Annotated in this window: 25 protein-coding genes; 23 read left to right on the forward strand and 2 right to left on the reverse strand. The window is 39.4% G+C overall.

Going from position 1 to position 19,393, the window contains the following annotated elements:
- Positions 1 to 517: hypothetical protein (locus AVJ19_RS17415; protein WP_111860898.1), on the reverse strand; the 517-nt coding region annotated here is incomplete at its 3' end.
- A 9-nt stretch (positions 518 to 526) separates the two neighbouring features.
- Positions 527 to 1,201, reverse strand: a complete 675-nt coding sequence (locus tag AVJ19_RS17420) for a LexA family protein (RefSeq protein WP_111860899.1) — start codon at positions 1,199 to 1,201, stop codon at positions 527 to 529.
- A 126-nt stretch (positions 1,202 to 1,327) separates the two neighbouring features.
- Between AVJ19_RS17420 and AVJ19_RS17425 the strand changes: the two genes are divergently transcribed.
- The 23 genes from AVJ19_RS17425 (at position 1,328) to AVJ19_RS17530 (ending at position 19,340) form a co-directional block, all read left to right on the forward strand.
- Positions 1,328 to 1,543, forward strand: coding sequence for a hypothetical protein (locus AVJ19_RS17425; protein ID WP_111860900.1), 216 nt, complete (start codon positions 1,328 to 1,330; stop codon positions 1,541 to 1,543).
- A 14-nt stretch (positions 1,544 to 1,557) separates the two neighbouring features.
- A complete protein-coding gene (locus AVJ19_RS17430) occupies positions 1,558 to 1,872 on the forward strand; it encodes a hypothetical protein (RefSeq protein WP_111860901.1) in 315 nt (104 codons plus the stop codon).
- Positions 1,873 to 1,883: 11 nt separating this feature from the next.
- Positions 1,884 to 2,138, forward strand: a complete 255-nt coding sequence (locus tag AVJ19_RS17435) for a hypothetical protein (RefSeq protein WP_111860902.1) — start codon at positions 1,884 to 1,886, stop codon at positions 2,136 to 2,138.
- Positions 2,135 to 3,124, forward strand: a complete 990-nt coding sequence (locus tag AVJ19_RS17440) for a hypothetical protein (protein ID WP_111860903.1) — start codon at positions 2,135 to 2,137, stop codon at positions 3,122 to 3,124. Before AVJ19_RS17435 ends, AVJ19_RS17440 begins: the two co-directional genes overlap by 4 nt.
- Positions 3,117 to 3,752, forward strand: coding sequence for a restriction endonuclease (locus tag AVJ19_RS17445; protein WP_111860904.1), 636 nt, complete (start codon positions 3,117 to 3,119; stop codon positions 3,750 to 3,752). The genes AVJ19_RS17440 and AVJ19_RS17445 overlap by 8 nt, the downstream gene beginning before the upstream one ends.
- A gap of 83 nt (positions 3,753 to 3,835) precedes the next feature.
- Complete coding sequence (locus AVJ19_RS17450; RefSeq protein ID WP_111860905.1) at positions 3,836 to 4,342, forward strand: RusA family crossover junction endodeoxyribonuclease; 507 nt, start codon at positions 3,836 to 3,838, stop codon at positions 4,340 to 4,342.
- 9 nt (positions 4,343 to 4,351) lie between these two features.
- Positions 4,352 to 4,819 carry a hypothetical protein gene (locus tag AVJ19_RS17455; protein ID WP_228203394.1) on the forward strand — a complete coding sequence of 156 codons (468 nt, stop codon included), beginning with the start codon at positions 4,352 to 4,354 and terminating at the stop codon, positions 4,817 to 4,819.
- Positions 4,816 to 4,971, forward strand: a complete 156-nt coding sequence (locus tag AVJ19_RS22280) for a hypothetical protein (RefSeq protein ID WP_171334243.1) — start codon at positions 4,816 to 4,818, stop codon at positions 4,969 to 4,971. Before AVJ19_RS17455 ends, AVJ19_RS22280 begins: the two co-directional genes overlap by 4 nt.
- Before the next feature lie 21 nt (positions 4,972 to 4,992).
- On the forward strand, positions 4,993 to 5,634 hold the full coding sequence (locus AVJ19_RS17460; RefSeq protein WP_111860906.1) for a hypothetical protein: 642 nt from the start codon (positions 4,993 to 4,995) through the stop codon (positions 5,632 to 5,634).
- A 65-nt stretch (positions 5,635 to 5,699) separates the two neighbouring features.
- Positions 5,700 to 6,020 carry a hypothetical protein gene (locus AVJ19_RS17465; protein ID WP_111860907.1) on the forward strand — a complete coding sequence of 107 codons (321 nt, stop codon included), beginning with the start codon at positions 5,700 to 5,702 and terminating at the stop codon, positions 6,018 to 6,020.
- Between the two features lie 2 nt (positions 6,021 to 6,022).
- Entirely contained in the window at positions 6,023 to 6,202 is a 180-nt protein-coding gene (locus tag AVJ19_RS17470) for a hypothetical protein (RefSeq protein WP_111860908.1), read from the forward strand.
- Positions 6,203 to 7,843, forward strand: a complete 1,641-nt coding sequence (locus tag AVJ19_RS17475; protein ID WP_111860909.1) for a portal protein — start codon at positions 6,203 to 6,205, stop codon at positions 7,841 to 7,843.
- Entirely contained in the window at positions 7,840 to 8,280 is a 441-nt protein-coding gene (locus AVJ19_RS17480) for a hypothetical protein (RefSeq protein ID WP_111860910.1), read from the forward strand. The genes AVJ19_RS17475 and AVJ19_RS17480 overlap by 4 nt, the downstream gene beginning before the upstream one ends.
- On the forward strand, positions 8,273 to 8,953 hold the full coding sequence (locus AVJ19_RS17485) for a hypothetical protein (RefSeq protein ID WP_111860911.1): 681 nt from the start codon (positions 8,273 to 8,275) through the stop codon (positions 8,951 to 8,953). The genes AVJ19_RS17480 and AVJ19_RS17485 overlap by 8 nt, the downstream gene beginning before the upstream one ends.
- 14 nt (positions 8,954 to 8,967) lie before the next feature.
- Entirely contained in the window at positions 8,968 to 9,870 is a 903-nt protein-coding gene (locus AVJ19_RS17490; protein ID WP_111860912.1) for a phage capsid protein, read from the forward strand.
- 64 nt (positions 9,871 to 9,934) lie between these two features.
- On the forward strand, positions 9,935 to 10,255 hold the full coding sequence (locus AVJ19_RS17495) for a Gp49 family protein (RefSeq protein WP_111860913.1): 321 nt from the start codon (positions 9,935 to 9,937) through the stop codon (positions 10,253 to 10,255).
- 58 nt (positions 10,256 to 10,313) lie between these two features.
- Positions 10,314 to 10,880 (forward strand): hypothetical protein, encoded by a 567-nt coding sequence (locus tag AVJ19_RS17500; RefSeq protein ID WP_111860920.1) that lies wholly within the window; start codon positions 10,314 to 10,316, stop codon positions 10,878 to 10,880.
- Entirely contained in the window at positions 10,880 to 12,961 is a 2,082-nt protein-coding gene (locus tag AVJ19_RS17505) for a carbohydrate-binding protein (protein ID WP_111860914.1), read from the forward strand. The genes AVJ19_RS17500 and AVJ19_RS17505 overlap by 1 nt, the downstream gene beginning before the upstream one ends.
- 2 nt (positions 12,962 to 12,963) lie before the next feature.
- Positions 12,964 to 13,413, forward strand: a complete 450-nt coding sequence (locus AVJ19_RS17510; RefSeq protein ID WP_111860915.1) for a GNAT family N-acetyltransferase — start codon at positions 12,964 to 12,966, stop codon at positions 13,411 to 13,413.
- Between the two features lie 2 nt (positions 13,414 to 13,415).
- Positions 13,416 to 13,901: a hypothetical protein gene (locus AVJ19_RS17515; protein ID WP_111860916.1), complete on the forward strand. Its 486-nt coding sequence runs from the start codon at positions 13,416 to 13,418 to the stop codon at positions 13,899 to 13,901.
- Positions 13,901 to 14,338 (forward strand): hypothetical protein, encoded by a 438-nt coding sequence (locus AVJ19_RS17520; RefSeq protein ID WP_065992769.1) that lies wholly within the window; start codon positions 13,901 to 13,903, stop codon positions 14,336 to 14,338. Before AVJ19_RS17515 ends, AVJ19_RS17520 begins: the two co-directional genes overlap by 1 nt.
- Positions 14,338 to 16,377 (forward strand): methyl-coenzyme M reductase, encoded by a 2,040-nt coding sequence (locus AVJ19_RS17525; RefSeq protein WP_111860917.1) that lies wholly within the window; start codon positions 14,338 to 14,340, stop codon positions 16,375 to 16,377. Before AVJ19_RS17520 ends, AVJ19_RS17525 begins: the two co-directional genes overlap by 1 nt.
- On the forward strand, positions 16,374 to 19,340 hold the full coding sequence (locus tag AVJ19_RS17530) for a lytic transglycosylase domain-containing protein (protein WP_111860918.1): 2,967 nt from the start codon (positions 16,374 to 16,376) through the stop codon (positions 19,338 to 19,340). Before AVJ19_RS17525 ends, AVJ19_RS17530 begins: the two co-directional genes overlap by 4 nt.
- Positions 19,341 to 19,393 lie beyond the last annotated feature (53 nt).

Here is a 19,393-nt window from a genome sequence, read left to right on the forward strand (position 1 = left end):
CTTCATTTCGGCTTATCCCACATCTTCCCACTTCATTCAGTGCAGAATCAATTAGAAGCTCACAATTATTTGCAATTTTTATTGTGTATTGAAATCTTTCATCTAAAGTTAAAACAATATTGCAAACTAAACCTATATTTCCCTTACCCACTTCCAAATTTAATGGATAGATTTTGCATGCGAACTTAAAAGCCTCATATGTATTCTTAAAATATATTATTCCTGTTTTTTCTTTTGCAATATAATTTGTCTGTTTGCTGAATATCCAATTGTAAATAAGGAGAAGAAAACTATATCCCCATGACATTAATAAGCCGATAGGTATTAGATATTTATATGCATGAAATATAAACGAATCTCTATATTTAGGCATATAATATGGATCGAAAATATCCTCAAAAGATAAATCTTTTTTTATCACCCAACTTAAAAGGGATACCATCCCAACAGTTAATAAAATAACACCACATCTTTGGATGGGTGTGGCTGTGCCATAATTCCATATTTTCTTAAGCATACTAATCTCTTAATATTTATATCTTCGTAAATGCTGAACAAGAACCCCTATTATTTTTATATTGTGATCTTTAGAGGAAAGTTTTGGAAAATCAGGATTTAAAGGAACAAGTTCGAATTCATCTCGCCCAAATTCATCATAACCAGTGACTCTATATTTTTTAAAAGTAGACTCATTCCCACCATTTTGTGCAATGACATAAGATCCCGGTTTAGGTGCTAAAGCTGCATCTATAACTAATTCATCGCCTGGCATAAACTCAGGTGCCATACTCATTCCATCAACTTCAACACTAAATACATCTTTGGGTCTTAGTGTTTCGTAAGTTGTATAAGTTTCACCTTTAGCATTGATTCCGTCATAGCAAGTTTCATGAAACAGGCCAGCTTGAACAAAATCAAGAACAGGAATTTTATAAAGTTTTCTGCCGTTTATCTTTACATTTGAAAATTCAGATTCTTCTGTTTTTTCATTTTTACTTAACATTTCACCTTTACCAGTTTCCAACCAATAGAGATCCACATTTAAGTATCTAGCAATAGCTGGCAGAAATGTAGATGACGTAATTAAACCACTTTCAAGTTGGCTCAATGTTGGTTGAGTAATACCAACGCTTTCAGCTACATCTTTTTGTGATCTTTTAGCATTCTTACGAGCTAATTTTAATCGATCTTTGAGTTCCATAATTACACCAATAATTTTTTTTCATTTTATTAGATAGCCTATAGGTAAACAAATTAGTTTACCTATTGAATAAAAATAGGAATACTAATATTATTTGATATGTACCTATATTTTGAGCTATCCACTATGTCTAAAGTCATTTATCAAGAATTAATCAACCACTTTGGCAGTCAAGTTGCTACTGGAAAAGCTATAGGCGTTAGTCAACCAACAGTATGTGGTTATGTTACTGACCGATGGAATATGACTCCAATTGTGGCAATGCGTGCAGAAGCAGCGACAAATGGAAAATTTAAAGCTGTTGATTTGTGTCCAGCTTTAAAAACTGTTGCTTTGAGTTAAAGGCAGAAAATCTCATGTCTGAAAAACTCACTGACAGCATCACATTTAAATGTACATACGAGGAAAAAAAGGAATTTGAAGCTATCGCACTAGCTGAGAAATCTGACATTTCTAAATTAAGTCGTGTGTGCATGAAAAAGAAAATCCAAGAAGTTCGGGAATATCTTCATTCTCTCCAATCACTTACATGTCTTACCACAGATACAAGAGATACGTTTGAGCTTACAGCTCCATTACGTGATGTCACCCCACCAAAAAACACAGGCACAAAAAAAGCCCAACTGTGCGACCAGTTGAGCTTGATTTGCCATACCAATGAATTGATATGAGGGATTTACCGATGACCAATGTATCACACACAAATGAATTGGCAAAAGAAAAATTGCCAAAGTATATCGAAACAGAACTTGGTACTGAAAAGCTTTGCATTGATTGCGAGGAATTTTGGTGGACACGTAAGAACAAGTCCCTCAAAGACCCAAACGGCGTTAGATACGAAGCAGCTTGTAAATGTTGTTACAACGTTCGTTATCGCCCTGGTCATGTTAAAGGCACATACAAAGTTAAATCACAGCATGAGAAGGTGGCAGCATGAGTATTGCAGAAGTAATTCCATTTCGCGCGCCTGATCCGCAAGTCAAAGAGGTAGTTGTGGACAAGGAAGATAAGAACAATGGTTATACACCGTTGCCTAACTTCATCTGTGATGAGGGATATTTAGTTGTACTTGATGGTGATGCTATTAAGTGTTTGGTTTTTTTAAATCGACACATTAATGGCTTCCATCTTCAAAATAAAAGCATGTCTGAAACGCTCTTAAAAGAGAAATTAGGCATTAAAGATGGTCGAACCATTCAAAAGCACATGAGTAAACTTGTGCAATTTCAGCTTGTGAAAATCCTAAAAGAGAATGGCAAAAGCAATACATATTTCTTAACTTTTGAAAACAGACTACCTGCAAATAATGTAGGTGCTTTAGGTAAGAAAACAGAAAAGTTAAACACTAAACCACATACAAATAATGTGGGTGCTTTTAATAAACCACCTACAAAATATGTTGGTGAACCACCTACAAACAATGTAGGCACTACCACCTACAAAATATGTGGGTCTGTAAAAGAAATAGATTTAAAAGAAAATATTAAAAAAGATGAAGAGGAAGCGCAGGCGAAATTTCAGGCTCAAAATCGTCAGCTCAATTTCATCGAATATCACACTTCGGATCGTGAAGCGATTTCACTGAAAAACCTATTCCAAAAATATCCAGCACAGGTCGATTTTTACGATCAAGCAAAAATGAGTTTTCCTGACCACAGTCACGAACAAATCGTCACTGAGTTACGAAAACTTGCCCAGTGGTCGCTGTCAGCAGCAAACCACATGCCGCAAAAGTGGATGAACATCTGGCTTGGTTGGATGCAAAAAATTCCAACTCAAAGCGAAATTGCAGCAGCCGAAGCACGTAAACAACAAAAATCTCAAACTCAAACGCCTAAGGCTGAAAAACCGAAACGTGTCAGCCGATTTGGAAAATATTTAAAACCACAGCAACCGCAGCAAGGGGAGATCTACGATGTTTGAAGTTCAGCAGTACCAGCAAGCACTTGAACAAACCGTCACTTTCCCGATTGAAGTTGCTCAAGAAATTTTAGGAATTATCGAATCGATATTCGGGGCAGATTTTGAACGTGTACACGGTGCAACGGATGAAGAAATTTTGATTGAAACGTTTCGTGTGGTTTTGGACGGACTCACTCCGGGACAAATTAAAAACGGCATCAAAAACATGCGTAGTGAAAAATGGTGTCCAACGCTTTCTGAGTTCAGACGTTTGTGTTTGCAGGATGATTCTTGGTGGACAGCGGAAATGGCTTGGGCCATGGCACTGAATTGGAAAAAGGACAATTCAAAAACGATCACAACTTTGACAAGAAAAACCATTCTCGAAGTGTCTGAAATCCTGAATACACAAGGGCAGAAGGCAGCATACAAGCCATTCATCGAAACGTATGAATTTAATTTACGTGAAGCGAAAAAGCAGAACCGTACGCAGCTCATGTGGATTAAACCAACTCGTACAAATAACGATGAAAAACAAAAGGAATTTGAGCAGAAACAGGTTGAACGCACTAGAACAGCATCACCAATGCCAGCGAATTTAGCCGCAGCAGCAGAGCTGATTTACAAACGTGCAGGTAAACCGATATGAGCGATACAAATTTAATCAGAATCGGGTGTTTTTTATTTTTGTTGGTGTGGTTTTTAGCAACGATGCAAAAAGAGGAGTTTTAAATGCGTTGGAGTGAACAACAGCTAGAAGCACATTTAAAAGCGCACAGGAACAAGGCAGAACGCTCGAAATTGCGATTAAAAACTGAAAATGATGCAAAGGTGCAGCAAGCTAGAAAAAACATCGTACAAGCGAAATTAGAGCCAAATACGGAATATGACGAAAAACAAGTTTTATTTTGTGAAGTAGCAGCAACACCGCCAAGCGTAAATCACTATTGGGAGAGAAACGGCAAAGGAATGAAATTAACGGATAGAGCAAGGCAATTTCACGCTGTGATGATGGCTCTTGTACCAGCTTTGAGGCTGTCATCACGTTTGAAATTGGAAGTAGTTTTTCACTTTCCAACTAAGCAAAAAAGAGACATTGATAATCACCTAAAAGCAACGATCGACAGCTTAGTGAAGTGTGGATTTTGTGATGATGATGAACAGTTTGATGAGCTGATTGTTAAACGTGGTGCGGTCGTAAAAGGCGGTCTTATTCGCTTAAAAGTTTGGGAATTATAGGGGGTAGGGATGGCTGTAGTTACAACCCGAGGTAATAGTTTTTTTGAAATTTTAGGAGGGGAGAAAGGTACAACACAAGCGTCTGTGTATGAATATGCGAACTCTCCTCGCGCGCGCGCGCGTTTCGTTGCTGCGCGTAAACAAGCCAAGGCTTTCATTGTTAAAAAACGTGCCTACAGGTGTCCTGACTTCAACCGCATTATTTTGGATCTTCGCAACCTAGGTTGGTCACACGAAAAGATAGCGCATGTACTAGACGTTTCAAGCGCTTCAACTGTGTCGGCTTGGTCTACAGGGACAAAACCATTTTACGAAAATGGTGAGCAGCTCATCATGCTATGGCAAGAGCAAACAGGCATTGAGCGATACCCACGTGAGGGCGAATGGCAAACATATAAATACAAGGTGGGACAGTTGGATCTATTAGACATATTAGACGATGTGATTGAGCAGTTAGACGAGGAAATTAGGAAATGAAACCTCACGGCGCTACTCACATCGAAAATGACGGCACATATTGGATGCAAACCAGTACCAATGAATGGTACTGGTGGCGTGATGGGTGGGGATGGTGTCAGTATGTTGGTGCTAAAAATAAAGGGTTTTATGGTAAGTTTAGACACATTTAATATATTTAATAGGGAGAATATATGTGTCTTGGTATCATATGGGATTGGTTAGGCAAAAATGCTGGGCAAATTCAGATTGTAATCGCTATTGTAGCGTTTATTTTGGCAGTCGTTGTTTATCGAAAAGTTTTATATCAGATTAAATTGGCTAAAGATCAAGCAGTTGAATCAATTGAGCAAACCCAACATTTTGCTAATCAAGTTGAAATTGCAGGTAAGCAATTTGAAGTATCCAATAATCAAATTTCTGAACTTATTGAAAATAGAAAATTGCTCTTGGATATAAGAAATGGTGAGTTGAAAATTGAGTATATTAAACTTTGTGTTAATACAATTGAACTACTTCAAGAAGCAATCGTTGAAAACAAAGCTAGTATTGCGTTCTTGGAAGAATATATCGGAAAACACAAAATTGAATCTAACGTTAGAGAAAATGTAAATGGGAATATTAAAAGAATACAGAATGAAAGTGATCAGTATCTAGTCAATATACAGCAACTTTTAAATATTTCTGTTGAACTAGAGTCCGAAAATGATGTGATTCCTAATAATCACATCCAGAAGGAAATACACGTAGTTCATTTAATTTATTTAAGTGTTGTAAGGGAGCAAAACTATAATAACCACTACATTATGATTTTTAAAAAAAAGGTACCAATGTAATCACCCAACCAAAGCTAACTACTCCCTCAGCAAACTAGCCCTATCACAACGATGGGGCTTTTTTTATGGCACGTACTCTTAAAACACCAGGCGAAACCACCACTACAGAAACCGAAGCAGATACATCAAATGTACCTACATCTAATGCAGCTACATTAAATGCTACTACTTCCGAAACAGAAGCAGAGCAAGCCAAACCAGAAACCACCACTACAGAAACCGAAGTAACCGCATCAAGTTACCTTCTTAAACAGATCCTTACTAATCAAGCTCGTATCGAAAAGAAAGTTGACTCATTGATTGCAGCTGGTGGTATCGAAGCACTTGTACCTAAAAAGCAAAAATGGGTACAGGGTAAACATGGCATGGAATTACAGGACGTTTGATTATGTGTGGCGGAAAAGTAGTTAAACAAGACCCTGAAGCTGACGCAAAAAAAGCAGCGGAAGAAGCTGCAATCAAAGCAAATGCTAAGGCAGCTCAACGTAATCAATCACGCAGTCAATCCATGTTATCAAGCACGGACACTGCAGCACAAAAACAAAAGACAACCTTAGGCGGTGGCTAAATGAATTTGACTGTTCAGATGTGCCAACGGCACGGACAAATGAAACTGCAACGATCAATGCACGAAGCTCATTGGCGTGAATGCTATAAGTTTGGTGCACCTGAGCGTCAACAAAATTTTGATGGTGGTGATATTGGATCAACACGTGAAACTGAACGCGCTGATCTATTCGATTCAACTGCTGCTGAGTCTGTCCAGTTGCTTGTTGCTTCAATTATGTCTGGTGTCACTCCGTCAAATGCACTTTGGTTTAAAGCTGTGCCTGATGGTGTGGATGACATTACAGAAGTGACAGAGGGTGAACGTTGGCTTGAAGAGGTTTGTCAGTTCATGTGGCGCAATATTCACGCTGCAAATTTTGACAGTGAAGCACCTGAAACCGTAACTGATGTAACTGTGGCTGGTTGGGGTGTTCTTTTTGTTGATATTGATCGTGAAGCTGGCGGAGGTTACGTCTTTGAATCTTGGGCCATTGGTGATTGTTTCTTAGGTTCAAGTCGTGCGGATGGAATGGTAAATATAATTTATCGTGAACACATGATGACGTGTGAAGCCATGATCAATGAGTACGGCGAAAAGAATTGTCATCACTCAATCTTAGAAGCTGCTAAACGTAATCCTGAAGAACGTTTTAGAGTTCTGCATGTGATTAAGCCGCGCAAGGTCAAGGGTGCAGGACAGCTTAATAAAGACATGCCTTTCGCTTCATATCACATCGATCTAGACAATAAGCACATGATGAAAGAATCAGGCTTTCATGAATTCCCTTGTGCTTGTCCACGTATGCGCCGAATCCCTAATTCAGTCTATGGCAAAGGACAAATGACAGTGGCTTTACCTGATGCCAGGTCTGCAAATCATTTGATGCGTAAAACATTGGAATCGGCAGATTTAGCAGTAGCAGGTATGTGGATCGCAGAAGATGACGGCGTACTCAATCCGCATACAGTCCGTATTGGTCCTAAAAAAATCATTGTGGCCAATAGTGTTGATTCAATGAAACGCTTGGACGATGGATCTAATTTCCAAGTGTCTGAGTTGATTTTAGACCGCTTACAAGGCGGTATTCGTAAAAAGTTAATGGCAGACCAATTGCCACCGATTGGCACACAACAAATGACAGCGACCGAGATTAATACACGTGTTGCAATTATTCGTCAGATGCTAGGTCCTTTATACGGACGTTTCCAATCTGAGTACCTACTTCCACTTTTAGACCGCTGCTTTGGCTTGGCATTGCGTTCTGGAATTCTAGGCAATCCACCACAAGAGCTTCAAGGGCGAAACCTTTCGTTTAAGTTCATGTCACCAATGGCGCGTAGTCAGCAAATGGAAGAAGTCGTAGCAACTGAACAATACATTGCAAGTATTGCCAATGCAGCGCAGATCGATAACACCATTTTAGACAACATTAATTTTGATGCAGCAGCTCAGATCATGGCAACAGGTCGTGGTGTGCCAGCCGCTATTTTGCGAAGTACTGAGGAAATTCAGGATCTACGTAAAGCACGTCAAGAAGCCCAAGAAAAACAAGCTGAAATGCAACAGCAACAAGCCATGCAGCAAATGGCAGGTCAAGCAATGGCAAAGGGTATTGAAGGGCAAATGGCACAGCAAATGGGTACTGAGGTGATGCAATGATTTATTTCTTAATTGTCCTGGTACTTATCTTCGCAATAGCAACTGTGATCTGTGGCATTGGTTGGTTAGAGGCTCATCGAGCGTTAGAAGAAGAACGTTTGGTGAATCATCGAATCAAAGAAGATGCACAGAATGTAGGTACATCAAATGACACTACTTCTGTTTCAGAAGTGGAAACAGGACATCAAGTTAAACGCAAGTTTTATCGAAAGCCTACAGCAGAAACATACCGCAATGTCTTTGATTTCGACATCAATGGACAACGAATTTTAGAAGATCTAACCAACGTATTTTGTCGATCGACTTATGTACGTGGTGGTCAAGATGCAGAACGAGAGTCCTGTTATAGAGCTGGGCAATCGTCAGTGGTAAACCATATTTTGGCAAAAATTAATCAAGCTAATGATCCAAACTTTAAGGAACAATCAGATGACTGATGAAAATCAAAACACAGATACACAAAACACTTCAACAGATGAAACTACTCAAACAAGTTTGTTAGGTGGGCAATCAGATCAAGATCAGGGCAACAATGATCAAAGCCAAACAGAAACAAATACAACATCAACCGTACCTGAATCGATTGATGGTTATAACGTTGAAGTTGAAGGCTTTGACTTTGAAGAATTTAAAGCAATTGAAGAAAATCAGGCATTCTTAGAACGCGCACGTGAAGCAGGTTTAAGTAATGAAAGCCTGAATTTCTTGCTGAAAGAATATAACGACATTATTCCAGGCTTAATGGAAGCCAATGCACATTTAGACAATGAAGCATGTGTCCAGGCAATGACGGACGTTTGGGGTAATGAGACACAAGCTAATTTCGGTTTTGCCCAGGCTGCTGCAAACAATGCAATTCAAAACGGTATTTTGACTGCAGAAGAAGTGAATAGCGCAGCCTTTGGAAATAATCCAGCCGTACTTAAAGCAATGGCGTATTTCGGTCAACAACTTGGGGAAGATTTACCCCCTCAAAACACACAAGCAAACACAGCTACCAACCTATCAGAATTGATGTCATCGGAAGCTTATTTAGATTCGTCTCATCCTGATCATAAACGGGTTGCAGCACAAATCGAAGCTTATTACGCAAAATCATATAAAGATTAAAGAGGTAAAAAATTATGTCTCAAGATTTCGCAACAAATAAAGGGATGCTTACATCAGCTTTTAAGCGTCAGTTTCATGATACGTTTGATATTCTTTGTGCTCAAACAGAGAGTGTTTTACAAGGGACGGTAAAGGATCGCGGTGTAATTCAAGGTGCATCTTTTACAATTAATGATATGGGTACTGTTGAAATGAAAAAATCAACAGGTCGTTTCCAAGATACTGATTGGTCTATTCCTGAATCTGGTACACGTCTAGCTCTAATGGAAGACTATGATTTATTTGTACCAATTGAACCCAAAGATGCCCCAAAGTTATCAGCACGCCCTGACGATAGTTATATGCGACTTTGCTTGCAAGCGGAACACAGACAACGTGATCGTACAATTTATGCTGCTTTAGGCGCATCAATTAATCGAAAAATTGTAGATGGTGAAACATATACACCAACTCCATTACCTGCGACACAAATCATCAGTGCAAGCGCATTACCATTTAATAAAGCAAAGCTAGCACGTGCACGTGCATTATTCCGAAAAAATCATGTTGATAAAGATCATGAGCTTTACATGTTGTATGACAGCAATATGCTTGAGCAGATCCTTGTAGATGAGACATTAACTAAATGGGATAAGGATACGATTCAAGCCATTCAGGACGGTGATGTTGCTAAAAAGTGGGGTGGCTTCATTTGGTTGCCATATGAAGAGTTAGCGGATGGTGCAACACCTGTAACAACCAAGCGTACATTTGCCTATGCAAAAGGTGGTGTTCACTTTGGTCGCGTATCAATTAATGACTTCGATATCACTGTTCGTGGTGATAAGAAAAACGTTAAGCAAATTGGTGGTATCACTTCTTATGGTGCTGGTCGTGCCAATGAGCAAAAAGTCGTTGCAATTGACTTTGTAGTCTAAGTTTTTGCTCTGCATCTTCGGGCGAGGTGCAGGGCTTTTTTATTATTCAAGATAGGAAAGTGAAATGATTAAAGGTATTACAGAACAAGAATTAGCAGCAAAAGCAGTAGCACTGCGTGTAACCGCCGATCAAATTAATGCATTAATGGAACGTGTAACATTTGTTCCTGTTATGCAGCCAGGTGGTACAACTTCAACATTTGTACATGCATTTCTTGATGGTAGTTTCTTTTTAGCTACTGGTTTTAGTGCGTGTGTAAATAAAGCAAATTTTGATGAAGAAATCGGCTTCCATATGGCACGTGACGACGCATATAAAAAAGCGAAATCTAAGCTGTGGGAATTAGAAGGCTATCGTTTGTTTGCTTCTCAGAACAAGCTTTAACACCCAACCGAACCACATTAAATCCCAGTCATTATTCTTAAAATGATTGGGATTTTTTATTATGTCTACAAAAGTATCTATCTGTAATGAAGCGCTGAATATGATTGGTTCTAAATCAATCATTTCATTTGATGAAGCAAGTCACAGTGCCAGACGATGTGCCACGATTTATGATCAAACACGTAAAGCATTGCTGCGTATGCATCCTTGGTCATGTGCTAAAAAACGTATTCAACTCGCACCAATTTCAACTTATCCAAGCTTTGGTTATTCAAATGCATTTGTCCTACCTAAAGATTTTATGCGTTTGATTGATGCTGGTACAAAAGAGTTTGAAATTGAAAATAGACACATCTTGGCGAACACAAATATCATTAATTTGGTCTATGTTTTTGATAATGATAATGAACAAACATGGGATTCATTGCTCACTGAGAGCATGATTTATTACATGGCTTCAAAACTCGCAAAAGCAACAACGGGTAGTAATGCAGAAGCTGATAGTGCTTGGCAAAAGCTTCAAGTGACATTAAAACAAGCACGTGCAATCAATGGTCAAGAACGACCAAGTCAAAGCTTTAGTGATGATTACGACAGTACTTCATTAATTGGAGTGCGCTACTAATGCCTAAATACAGCCTAATTAAAAATAATTTTAGCTCTGGTGAGTTGTCACCAATTTTAAGTACTCGAACCGATGTAGCACAGTACTCGAACGGCGCACGCAAGCTTTTGAATGTTATTCCATTGATTGAAGGTGGGGTAAAGAAAAGACCAGGCACATATTTTCGCTCAATTATGGATGGTGCTAAACGGCTTTTACCCTTTGTTAGCACATCAAAAGATGCTTACTTAATTATTTTGAAAGAAAAAATGTTATTGGTGTATGACCCAAGAACAAATACAGTGATCAAAACACTTATCACCCCTTATTTAGCTGCTGCAACGTTAGAGCTGCATTATGTGCATACACGTTATGTCATGTACTTTACACATCAATCGTATCCAGTCCATTTGCTTGAATGCTCGGAGGACTTTAGCAATTGGGAATTTCGGGCGATGTCATTTGATATTCCCCCAATTGATGAGGTGACTACAACACCAAACGTCGCTTTAACACCAAGCGATAAGGAATTGGGAATGACCATCTCATTGATTGCAGCTGAATATCCAACGTGGTCAAACACAGTCACTTATTTTCAGAATGACCGTGTGATTTATGCAAACAAAACATGGCGTGCGGTCACTGATAACACTAATTCAGCACCCACCGTGAACAATGCAGATTGGGATGAGGTGACGGGATCAGAAGCAAATGTATTCACTAGTGCACATCTAGGCGCAATTGTTGAAATCAACGGCGGTCATGTCCGTATCACTCAAATCGTAGATCCTGGAAAGGTGATGGGAGAGGTTGTTGTTGAATTAACTGCAGTCGTTCAAGCGATTGCTAAATCTTGGGTGCTAAAGACTGCAGCATTTAACGCAACTTTAGGTTACCCAAAGTGCTGTACTTACTTTAAACAGCGTCTAGTTTTCGCAAATACTCGAAAGTTTCCGAATAAAATTTGGTTTAGCCGTATTGGTAACACAACCAACTTTTTAGAAACAACTGACGATGCTGACGCTTTTAGTGTTGTTTCATCTTCCGATCAGTCTGACTCAATCACATTCTTGGTACCACAAAAAGGATTGGTGGCACTAACCAGTGGTGCTGAATTTCTTATTGGATCTGAGGGAGTACTTTCCCCAACAACTGTGCAAATTGATGAAAACACGGCCTATGGAGCATACCCCTTAACACGTCCTTGTCGAGTGGGTAATGAGATTTTATTTGTACAGCGTGGCGGTGAGCGCTTACGTGCATTGTCGTATCGATATGAGGTTGACGGACTGGTATCGCCTGAGGTGAGTGCGGTCGCTGGGCATATTGGTGAAATGCATAAAGGAATAAGTGAAGCAACGTATCAGCAAGAACCTGAATCGCTTGTATGGTTGGTTTTGGGTGACGGCAAAGTTGCCAGTATTACATTCAATCGAGAGCAAGAAGTAATTGCTTGGGCACAACATGATTTTGGTGGTACAGCACTATCCATGTGTTCAATCCCAACCGAATTGGGTTCAGATTATTGTTATATGTTGATCAATCGGAAGGGTAAGGTAGTGTTAGAAGAACTGTCTTTTAATGCATACACGGACTGTCAACGCACAATAACAATGACGGGTGATACTTTTGATAATCTGCAATATAACTTTCTTGAAAATTTAGCTGTTTATCAATCTTCAAATACTTTTCAGTTCTACATTGATTACAAGAAAAACGGGGATCAATACACGCTAAATAACATCACTGATAAAACTCAAAAAACTTACTATGTTGGACAGGGATTTACTTCTGAAGTTGATTTATTTCCACCTGAATTGACACAGGTACCACAATCATCCTTATCGAATAAAGCAAAAATCCAGTGTGTTTGGCTTTTCTTTTATAAGACACAAGCACCTAAATTAAACGGTGAAATTTTAGAGCTTTATACCTTTCCTGAATCACCCATTAATTCACAAAAGCCTTTTACTGGTCGGCACTTGTATGAGGGTGGAGACTGGTCAGATCTCTATGACGTAAAACTCACGATAACACACGACAAACCGTTGCCATTTCATCTGCAAGCTATAGCTATCGATATTTCAATCAATGAGCGTTAGTCATGAAAATACGTGTAGCAACACTGAATGACATACCAGTTTTATTAAAGTTTGGAGCATCCTTTGTCCAAGAGTCACCAAACTATAAAAATCGTGAATTTATTGCACAAGAAGCACAGCAACATTTTGAAAGTTTGATTAATGGCCAAGGCGTTATTTTTGTCATTGAGAGTCGCCAAAAAGTGATAGCAGGCTTTGCAGGTAGCATTGGTAAAGACTGGTTTAACAATCAAAAAATTGCCATTGATCATGTGATGTATGTACTTCCTGAATTTCGCAAAACACGTGCTGCATATCTACTGATTCAAACTTTTATTTGTTGGGCAGCAGGTATGGGTGCGAATCGAATCCAGTGTGGTACCACAACAGATGTAGAGTCAAAAGGCTGTATTCGCTTGTATGAACACTTCGGATTTAAGCAATACGGCACAGTTTTGGATATGGAGCTATAAACATGTCAGAAATAATTTCACCTGATAACACAGAGCTTTTGGCGCACATCTTAGGCGACATTCAAAACAAGGCTTACATCAATGTGGTTCGTGATGTTCAACAACAAATTGAAGACAATGCAGAGTTGATCGATGTGCCACTTGACCATCATTTTGCACCAGGTATTTATATGCGTCAGATGAATGCAAAGGCTGGTACTTTGGTTGTTAGCAAGATGCACCGTACTGAACACATGAATATTTTATTGACGGGATCATTAACCGTTGCCACAGAAAACGGCATTGAGTTAATGAAAGCACCAGTAGTTTTAAAATCCATGCCCGGTACAAAACGTATTGGTTATTTTCACGAGGATAGCTCATGGATCACTGTACACCCAACCAATAGCACTGACTTGGAAGAAATCGAAAAACAAGTGATTGTTCCTGATCATGAAATCGATCAATTCCTTGCATCTCTACCTCATAAATGTAAGGAGATTGAATAATGTCATGGGCAGCCGTAGCAGCAGTTGCAGCCGTAGCAGGTGCTGCAATCAGTGGATATTCTGCATACTCATCAAATAAAACAGCAGCAGAACAAGCGGAAGCAGATGCAGAGGCGCAAGTAAAACAAGGGCGTGTCGAAGCTGAGCGTATTCGCAAACAAAAAGAGAAGGTGCAATCAGCAGCACGTGCAGCAGCCGCAGAAAATGGGCTTGATGTGAACGAAGGCACTTCGGTTGTGATTAATGATCAAATTGAGCGTGACGGATTGTATGACGAAGAAATGGCACGTTTAACTGGGTTTAATTCATCTCAAAAATTAAAAGCAGCAGCAAGTGTTTACCGTAGTGATGCGAATACTGCAGCAGCCACAGGTGTTTTAAATACAGTCTCGGCTGGTGCAAGTGGTCAAGCTAAAGCACAAGGTGGGTGGAAATAATGGCTAGAATCCCGATGGGTAATTTCGGTCAGTCTATGCCACAAGCTGAACGGACTCAATTACCACAATCCCAAAGCGGTCAGATGATCGCTAATTCACTGCAAAATGTATCGCAAGTTGCACAGCAGCTTGATCAACAGCAACGTGAAAAAGAAGCGCAACAGAAGCAAATTGCGCTATATCACGATAAGTTAGCGACTGATGAAGCCAAGATAAAACTTGATAATGTACTTACAACAGAAATGAGTGATCAGGTTGTATCGATCAAAGACCAAGTTTCCAAAGGTGTAATCAGCGCTGAAGAAGGTAAAACACAACTGCAAACTTGGTCAAAAACGAAATACGATGAGTTTGCACCCACACTTCCAATGCATTCTAAGCATGAGCTAGATGCATATTGGAACGATAATATTCAGCGTCAAGAAAATGATTTTTTACCACTGCAGCTTCGTGCAGATCTGCAAAAGTCATCGCAGTTGGTTGATCGTTCTTTTGATATTGCGACGCGTTATGATGAGCAAAAAGGACGTGAATATCTTGAAACTTATTTAACAAACTCGAATTTACCTGAAGCCGATAAAGCTGCTTATCGTCAAAAATACAACACAACACGTAATTTAATGTCGATCGATGGGCGTATTAATACAGCTTTGGAAAATGGAAGTGTTGAAGAACTGAACGGTTTACTGACTGATTTACGTGGTGGACAGTATGCCTATGTTGATGGACCAACAATCCAGGATAAACAAAAACAAGTTTTAAGCCGTATCGATGCACTGAATCAACAAAAACAAGTTGAAGAAAACAAGCGTGTCACAATGGCAGGTAAGGTTTTTAGCGACTTTAAAGCCAATGTTTTAACTGGTCGTGCAATAGATTCTGAATATGCATCAAATGTAGGTGCATCTGTTGCAGGTACTGAATATGAAGGTGAGTATCAATTTTATAAAGCACAGTCTGAAAATTTTCAAAAGTTCAGTCGTTTAAAAACAAGTGATCAGTTGGCAATGATCAATCAGCAAAAAGCCAAAATGAAAAATAGTTCTTCTACTGATGCTCAAACTGAAGAAAAAGTACTGGCTGTTTATGAAGAAATCTATCGCGATAAACTTGGCACAATCAAAGATAATCCAAACCAAGCAGTACGTGAAGCAGGTTTACAACCACACGATTTGACTGCAGCAGAATTAAAAACAGATTCGGGATCATTTGCTAAAAAAGCAGTTGAAAACGGCGTGAATCAAATTGCTTTAAAAGATGCCAATATTAAACTCCAACCTATTTCTAGTGAGGATCTGCCAGAAGCTAAGCAAGCTTTTGAGAGTCTTGGTGTGAATGGAAAGCTTAATTTTATTGGCAGTTTGATTGGTCAGTCTAAAGGGTTGCCGAATGGCCATAAAATTTGGGGTGCAACATTAGGGCAATTGGGTGGGGGTGATCAGTCTTATATTTTGGCTGGAATCGCTCGTTTAAATGGTTATAAGTCTACAGAAGGAGAGGATGTAGCAACAGCCATTATTAGTGGCACGCAAGCACTTAAAAATAAGCAAATGATCATGCCTAAAGATGAATTATTAAAACAAGAATTTAATAAGTATGTGGGGAATTCTGCGAGTGGCCAAACTGCAAATATGACCTTTGCTGGCTTTAAATCCATCTATGCACATTTGGTTGAACGCGATAATTACCAACACAAAGACAAAGATGACATAAGTAAAACCGCTTTAAGTACTGCACTAAGTTTGGCGACAGGTGGTGTGTATGAACAGGATCTTAAATTTGGCAATGAAAAATGGAAGGTCTCCAAACCCTACGGTATGACAAATGATGCTTTTGAAGCCAATGTCACATCTGGTCTTAAATACATTTCATCTAAAACCAATATTAATGTGAATGATCTTGAATCGTTACGTTTAAGACGCTCAGATCAGCGCTCAGCAAAAGGTGAAATTCAATATGATTTAGTCAATGCACGTGGCAATCCATTGATTGTGAATGGTGTTGTTTGGCGAATTAACATGAAAGGTAAAACCAAATGAGTAATTGGCTATCTGAGTTTTCAGGCGAAGAACAACAACAAGTAGATACATTAAATGCTACTGGTATCGCTCATAAACCTACGCAACAAAAAACACCTGGTTTATGGGATGGGGCTGCATTGGCAGTTCCTAAAGGCATGGTTGCAGGGACAATTAAGGTTATTGATACAGTTGCAAAACCTTTTGAGCGCATTAAAGACCATGTGCAATATGCTTATGAGGATATTGAAAAAAACGGCATTGATGGTGGTATCAATGTCGCAGATCCGTCATTTAGTGAAGTACATGAAGCTAAAAACAAAGTCAGAAAACAAGCATTGGTATCTGAGATTGAGCAGCTTCAAGATGCAGAAAACACAGGAACTATTGGGAATATTGGTTTTTCACTTGGTGACTATGTAACTCGTACTGTTCTAGGTTCACCATTAGGTGTTATTGGTGCAGCTAGTACAACAGGTTTATCTGAAACAAATTTCGTATATGACAACCTTACAACCAAAGGAGTTGATGAGGGTACTGCATTAAAAGTTGCTTTGACCGATGGTGTCATTGCAGGTGGTGCGACTGCTTTACCCATCACTTATGGTTTTAAAGGTACAAAAGGTTTGCTTGCTGATGCAGGGTTATCCATCGGCGGTGCGACTGGGATCATGACCGCCGGACAATGGGTTAGTGGTGATATTTTAGAATCAGCAGGGTATGACCAACAAGCCAAATATTATGAAATTACCAAACAGAGTGTAGGAACAAACTTTATTCTAAATACTATATTTTTTGGTGGTGCACGTGGTTTAAAACATATTCAGCAACGTAATTTAAATGAAAGTGTAGATGCTGAAATACAGTCATTAGATGCAGACACCGCACTAGCACGGCAAGATCTAGCAGAACATACCTTAGTTGCTAACGAGCTTGATTTAGATAATATCTCAACACCAGTACGCACGACAGATCCAATCCAATACAATAATAATTTAGTCAATTTAGATACTGCACGATCGCAAATTGAAAGTGGCCAACCTGTCAATGTACCTCATAACGTGCAAGGCGCACCCAAAACAACCGTTTTAACTGCTTCAAGAGTTGCAAGCTATACTAACAAGCCTTGGGCAAAAACAATCGCAACTGAAGCAGAAAAGCGTGGTATTGACCCCATCAATGCTGTGGTTATTTCTCACATTGAAACGATAGGCAAGTTTGATCCCAAAATTCAGCCTATTCGGAATGGGAAGGTACTTTCTAGCGCTAAAGGATTATTTCAAACGCTTGATAGCACATTTGATTCAATGGGCGGTGGTGATCGATGGAACGGTAATGATCAGATTCGTGCCGGCTTAAACTATTACCAACACAATGCCAAAATATTTAAAAATAAATTTAATCGTGATCCGTCAGGCTTGGAAGTGTACTTCATGCATTTCTTTGGTGAAGGTGGTGGTCCTGTATTCTTAAAAGCTGATGATGATGAGTTGTTTGTTAATGTGGCCACACGTTGGAGTAAAACATATAAGAATAAAAAAACAGGTCGAATGATTACTGCAGCAGAACAAGGGGCAAGTATCACCAAGTCACACGGCTTTAATGGTATGACCGTTGGACAAGTTAAAGCTAAATATCAAAAAATGTGGAATGACATTGCTAAAAAATACGGCGGTGATGGTTCAAATATTCAGACTGTACATGCAATGGACAATACCAGTTACGATGTATCCTACGATGTGAAACCCTTGGGCGAACTAATCGCATCAAATGATACGGCTTATGGTGTAAATCCACGTTATCCAGCCGAACTACAGCCACGTGATCGGACACGTGAAGCATCACGCCAACAGATTGAGAACATGGCGAATGACTTAAAACCTGAATGGTTAGGTGAATCCTACAAGTTGTCAGATGGTGCACCAATTATTGGTTTTGATAATGTAGTTGAATCGGGCAATGGTCGAACATTGGCGATTAATCGTGCTTACGTAACAGGTAAAGCCGAAGCATATCGACAATTTGTAAGTGATTTTGCAGCAGCTCGAGGACTTGATATTTCAGGTATTGAAAACCCAGTTTTAGTGCGTACACGCTTGACTGATACAAATCGTGCAGACTTCGCAAAGCTTGCAAATCAAAGCGATGTAGCACAATTCAGTGCAACAGAACGGGCAAAAACGGATGCTGATCGTTTACCTGATTTATCACTTTTAAAAATCAATAATGATGGTTCGATCAATCTCGAGGGTTCTATGGACTTTGTCCGGGGCTTTGTTGATCAGCTTCCACAATCTGAACGTGCAACAGCAATCACACCAGATGGACGTTTATCACAAGGAGGGAAACAGCGTATTGAATCTGCCCTGGTACAACGCACCTATGGCGATTCTAACCTTGTGACACGACTTGCTGAAAATCTTAATGAAGATGGGAAAAATATTTTAAATTCTTTGCTTCGTGCTGCGCCACAACTCGCACAGCTTGCCGATTTAGTGAAGCAAGGCGGTAGACATCAAAATACAATTGCATCCGATCTAGCGCAAGCCACGCAAAAATACAGCGACATTAAAGCTAGTGGTTCAAATATCCGTGACTATCTTGATCAGGGGCAGCTTATTGATGACGGTTTATCTGCAGGTGCACGTGACTTCCTCAATGTTTTTGACAGCAATAAGCGAAGTGCCAAAGCCATTGGTGACAACATTCAATCTAAAATTAATGAAGTGGAAGCAATGGGAGATCCACGCCAAGGCAGTTTATTTGGTGAATCACCTGAAGAAAAAGCAGCTTTAGAAATTATTACTAATAATCCTGATCAGCAAATCACTGTTTCTCGTACCAAACCTGATGGTGAGGTGGAAGAAATTACAATGACTTTACGTGAACGTTTGGATGAATTAGATGCTGAAGCAAAGGCAGCAGAGCAAGACGTTTTAGCAGCACAAACAGCACTGACTTGTGCTTTACAATTTGGAACTTAGTAAATATATTTATTAAATTAAATATTTATATGGAATTTTTTAATGACTTATAA

It is taken from the genome of Acinetobacter sp. CFCC 10889 (genome assembly GCF_003268395.1).
Taxonomy (GTDB): Bacteria; Pseudomonadota; Gammaproteobacteria; order Pseudomonadales; family Moraxellaceae; genus Acinetobacter.

Excerpts from the sequence above, each read along its gene's own strand:
- AVJ19_RS17420 (WP_111860899.1), bottom strand. The coding sequence starts at position 1,201 with ATGGAACTCAAAGATCGATTAAAATTAGCTCGTAAGAATGCTAAAAGA.
- AVJ19_RS17425 (WP_111860900.1), top strand. The coding sequence starts at position 1,328 with ATGTCTAAAGTCATTTATCAAGAATTAATCAACCACTTTGGCAGTCAA.
- AVJ19_RS17430 (WP_111860901.1), top strand. The coding sequence starts at position 1,558 with ATGTCTGAAAAACTCACTGACAGCATCACATTTAAATGTACATACGAG.
- AVJ19_RS17435 (WP_111860902.1), top strand. The coding sequence starts at position 1,884 with ATGACCAATGTATCACACACAAATGAATTGGCAAAAGAAAAATTGCCA.
- AVJ19_RS17440 (WP_111860903.1), top strand. The coding sequence starts at position 2,135 with ATGAGTATTGCAGAAGTAATTCCATTTCGCGCGCCTGATCCGCAAGTC.
- AVJ19_RS17445 (WP_111860904.1), top strand. The coding sequence starts at position 3,117 with ATGTTTGAAGTTCAGCAGTACCAGCAAGCACTTGAACAAACCGTCACT.
- AVJ19_RS17450 (WP_111860905.1), top strand. The coding sequence starts at position 3,836 with ATGCGTTGGAGTGAACAACAGCTAGAAGCACATTTAAAAGCGCACAGG.
- AVJ19_RS17455 (WP_228203394.1), top strand. The coding sequence starts at position 4,352 with ATGGCTGTAGTTACAACCCGAGGTAATAGTTTTTTTGAAATTTTAGGA.
- AVJ19_RS22280 (WP_171334243.1), top strand. The coding sequence starts at position 4,816 with ATGAAACCTCACGGCGCTACTCACATCGAAAATGACGGCACATATTGG.
- AVJ19_RS17460 (WP_111860906.1), top strand. The coding sequence starts at position 4,993 with ATGTGTCTTGGTATCATATGGGATTGGTTAGGCAAAAATGCTGGGCAA.
- AVJ19_RS17465 (WP_111860907.1), top strand. The coding sequence starts at position 5,700 with ATGGCACGTACTCTTAAAACACCAGGCGAAACCACCACTACAGAAACC.
- AVJ19_RS17470 (WP_111860908.1), top strand. The coding sequence starts at position 6,023 with ATGTGTGGCGGAAAAGTAGTTAAACAAGACCCTGAAGCTGACGCAAAA.
- AVJ19_RS17475 (WP_111860909.1), top strand. The coding sequence starts at position 6,203 with ATGAATTTGACTGTTCAGATGTGCCAACGGCACGGACAAATGAAACTG.
- AVJ19_RS17480 (WP_111860910.1), top strand. The coding sequence starts at position 7,840 with ATGATTTATTTCTTAATTGTCCTGGTACTTATCTTCGCAATAGCAACT.
- AVJ19_RS17485 (WP_111860911.1), top strand. The coding sequence starts at position 8,273 with ATGACTGATGAAAATCAAAACACAGATACACAAAACACTTCAACAGAT.
- AVJ19_RS17490 (WP_111860912.1), top strand. The coding sequence starts at position 8,968 with ATGTCTCAAGATTTCGCAACAAATAAAGGGATGCTTACATCAGCTTTT.
- AVJ19_RS17495 (WP_111860913.1), top strand. The coding sequence starts at position 9,935 with ATGATTAAAGGTATTACAGAACAAGAATTAGCAGCAAAAGCAGTAGCA.
- AVJ19_RS17505 (WP_111860914.1), top strand. The coding sequence starts at position 10,880 with ATGCCTAAATACAGCCTAATTAAAAATAATTTTAGCTCTGGTGAGTTG.
- AVJ19_RS17510 (WP_111860915.1), top strand. The coding sequence starts at position 12,964 with ATGAAAATACGTGTAGCAACACTGAATGACATACCAGTTTTATTAAAG.
- AVJ19_RS17515 (WP_111860916.1), top strand. The coding sequence starts at position 13,416 with ATGTCAGAAATAATTTCACCTGATAACACAGAGCTTTTGGCGCACATC.
- AVJ19_RS17520 (WP_065992769.1), top strand. The coding sequence starts at position 13,901 with ATGTCATGGGCAGCCGTAGCAGCAGTTGCAGCCGTAGCAGGTGCTGCA.
- AVJ19_RS17525 (WP_111860917.1), top strand. The coding sequence starts at position 14,338 with ATGGCTAGAATCCCGATGGGTAATTTCGGTCAGTCTATGCCACAAGCT.
- AVJ19_RS17530 (WP_111860918.1), top strand. The coding sequence starts at position 16,374 with ATGAGTAATTGGCTATCTGAGTTTTCAGGCGAAGAACAACAACAAGTA.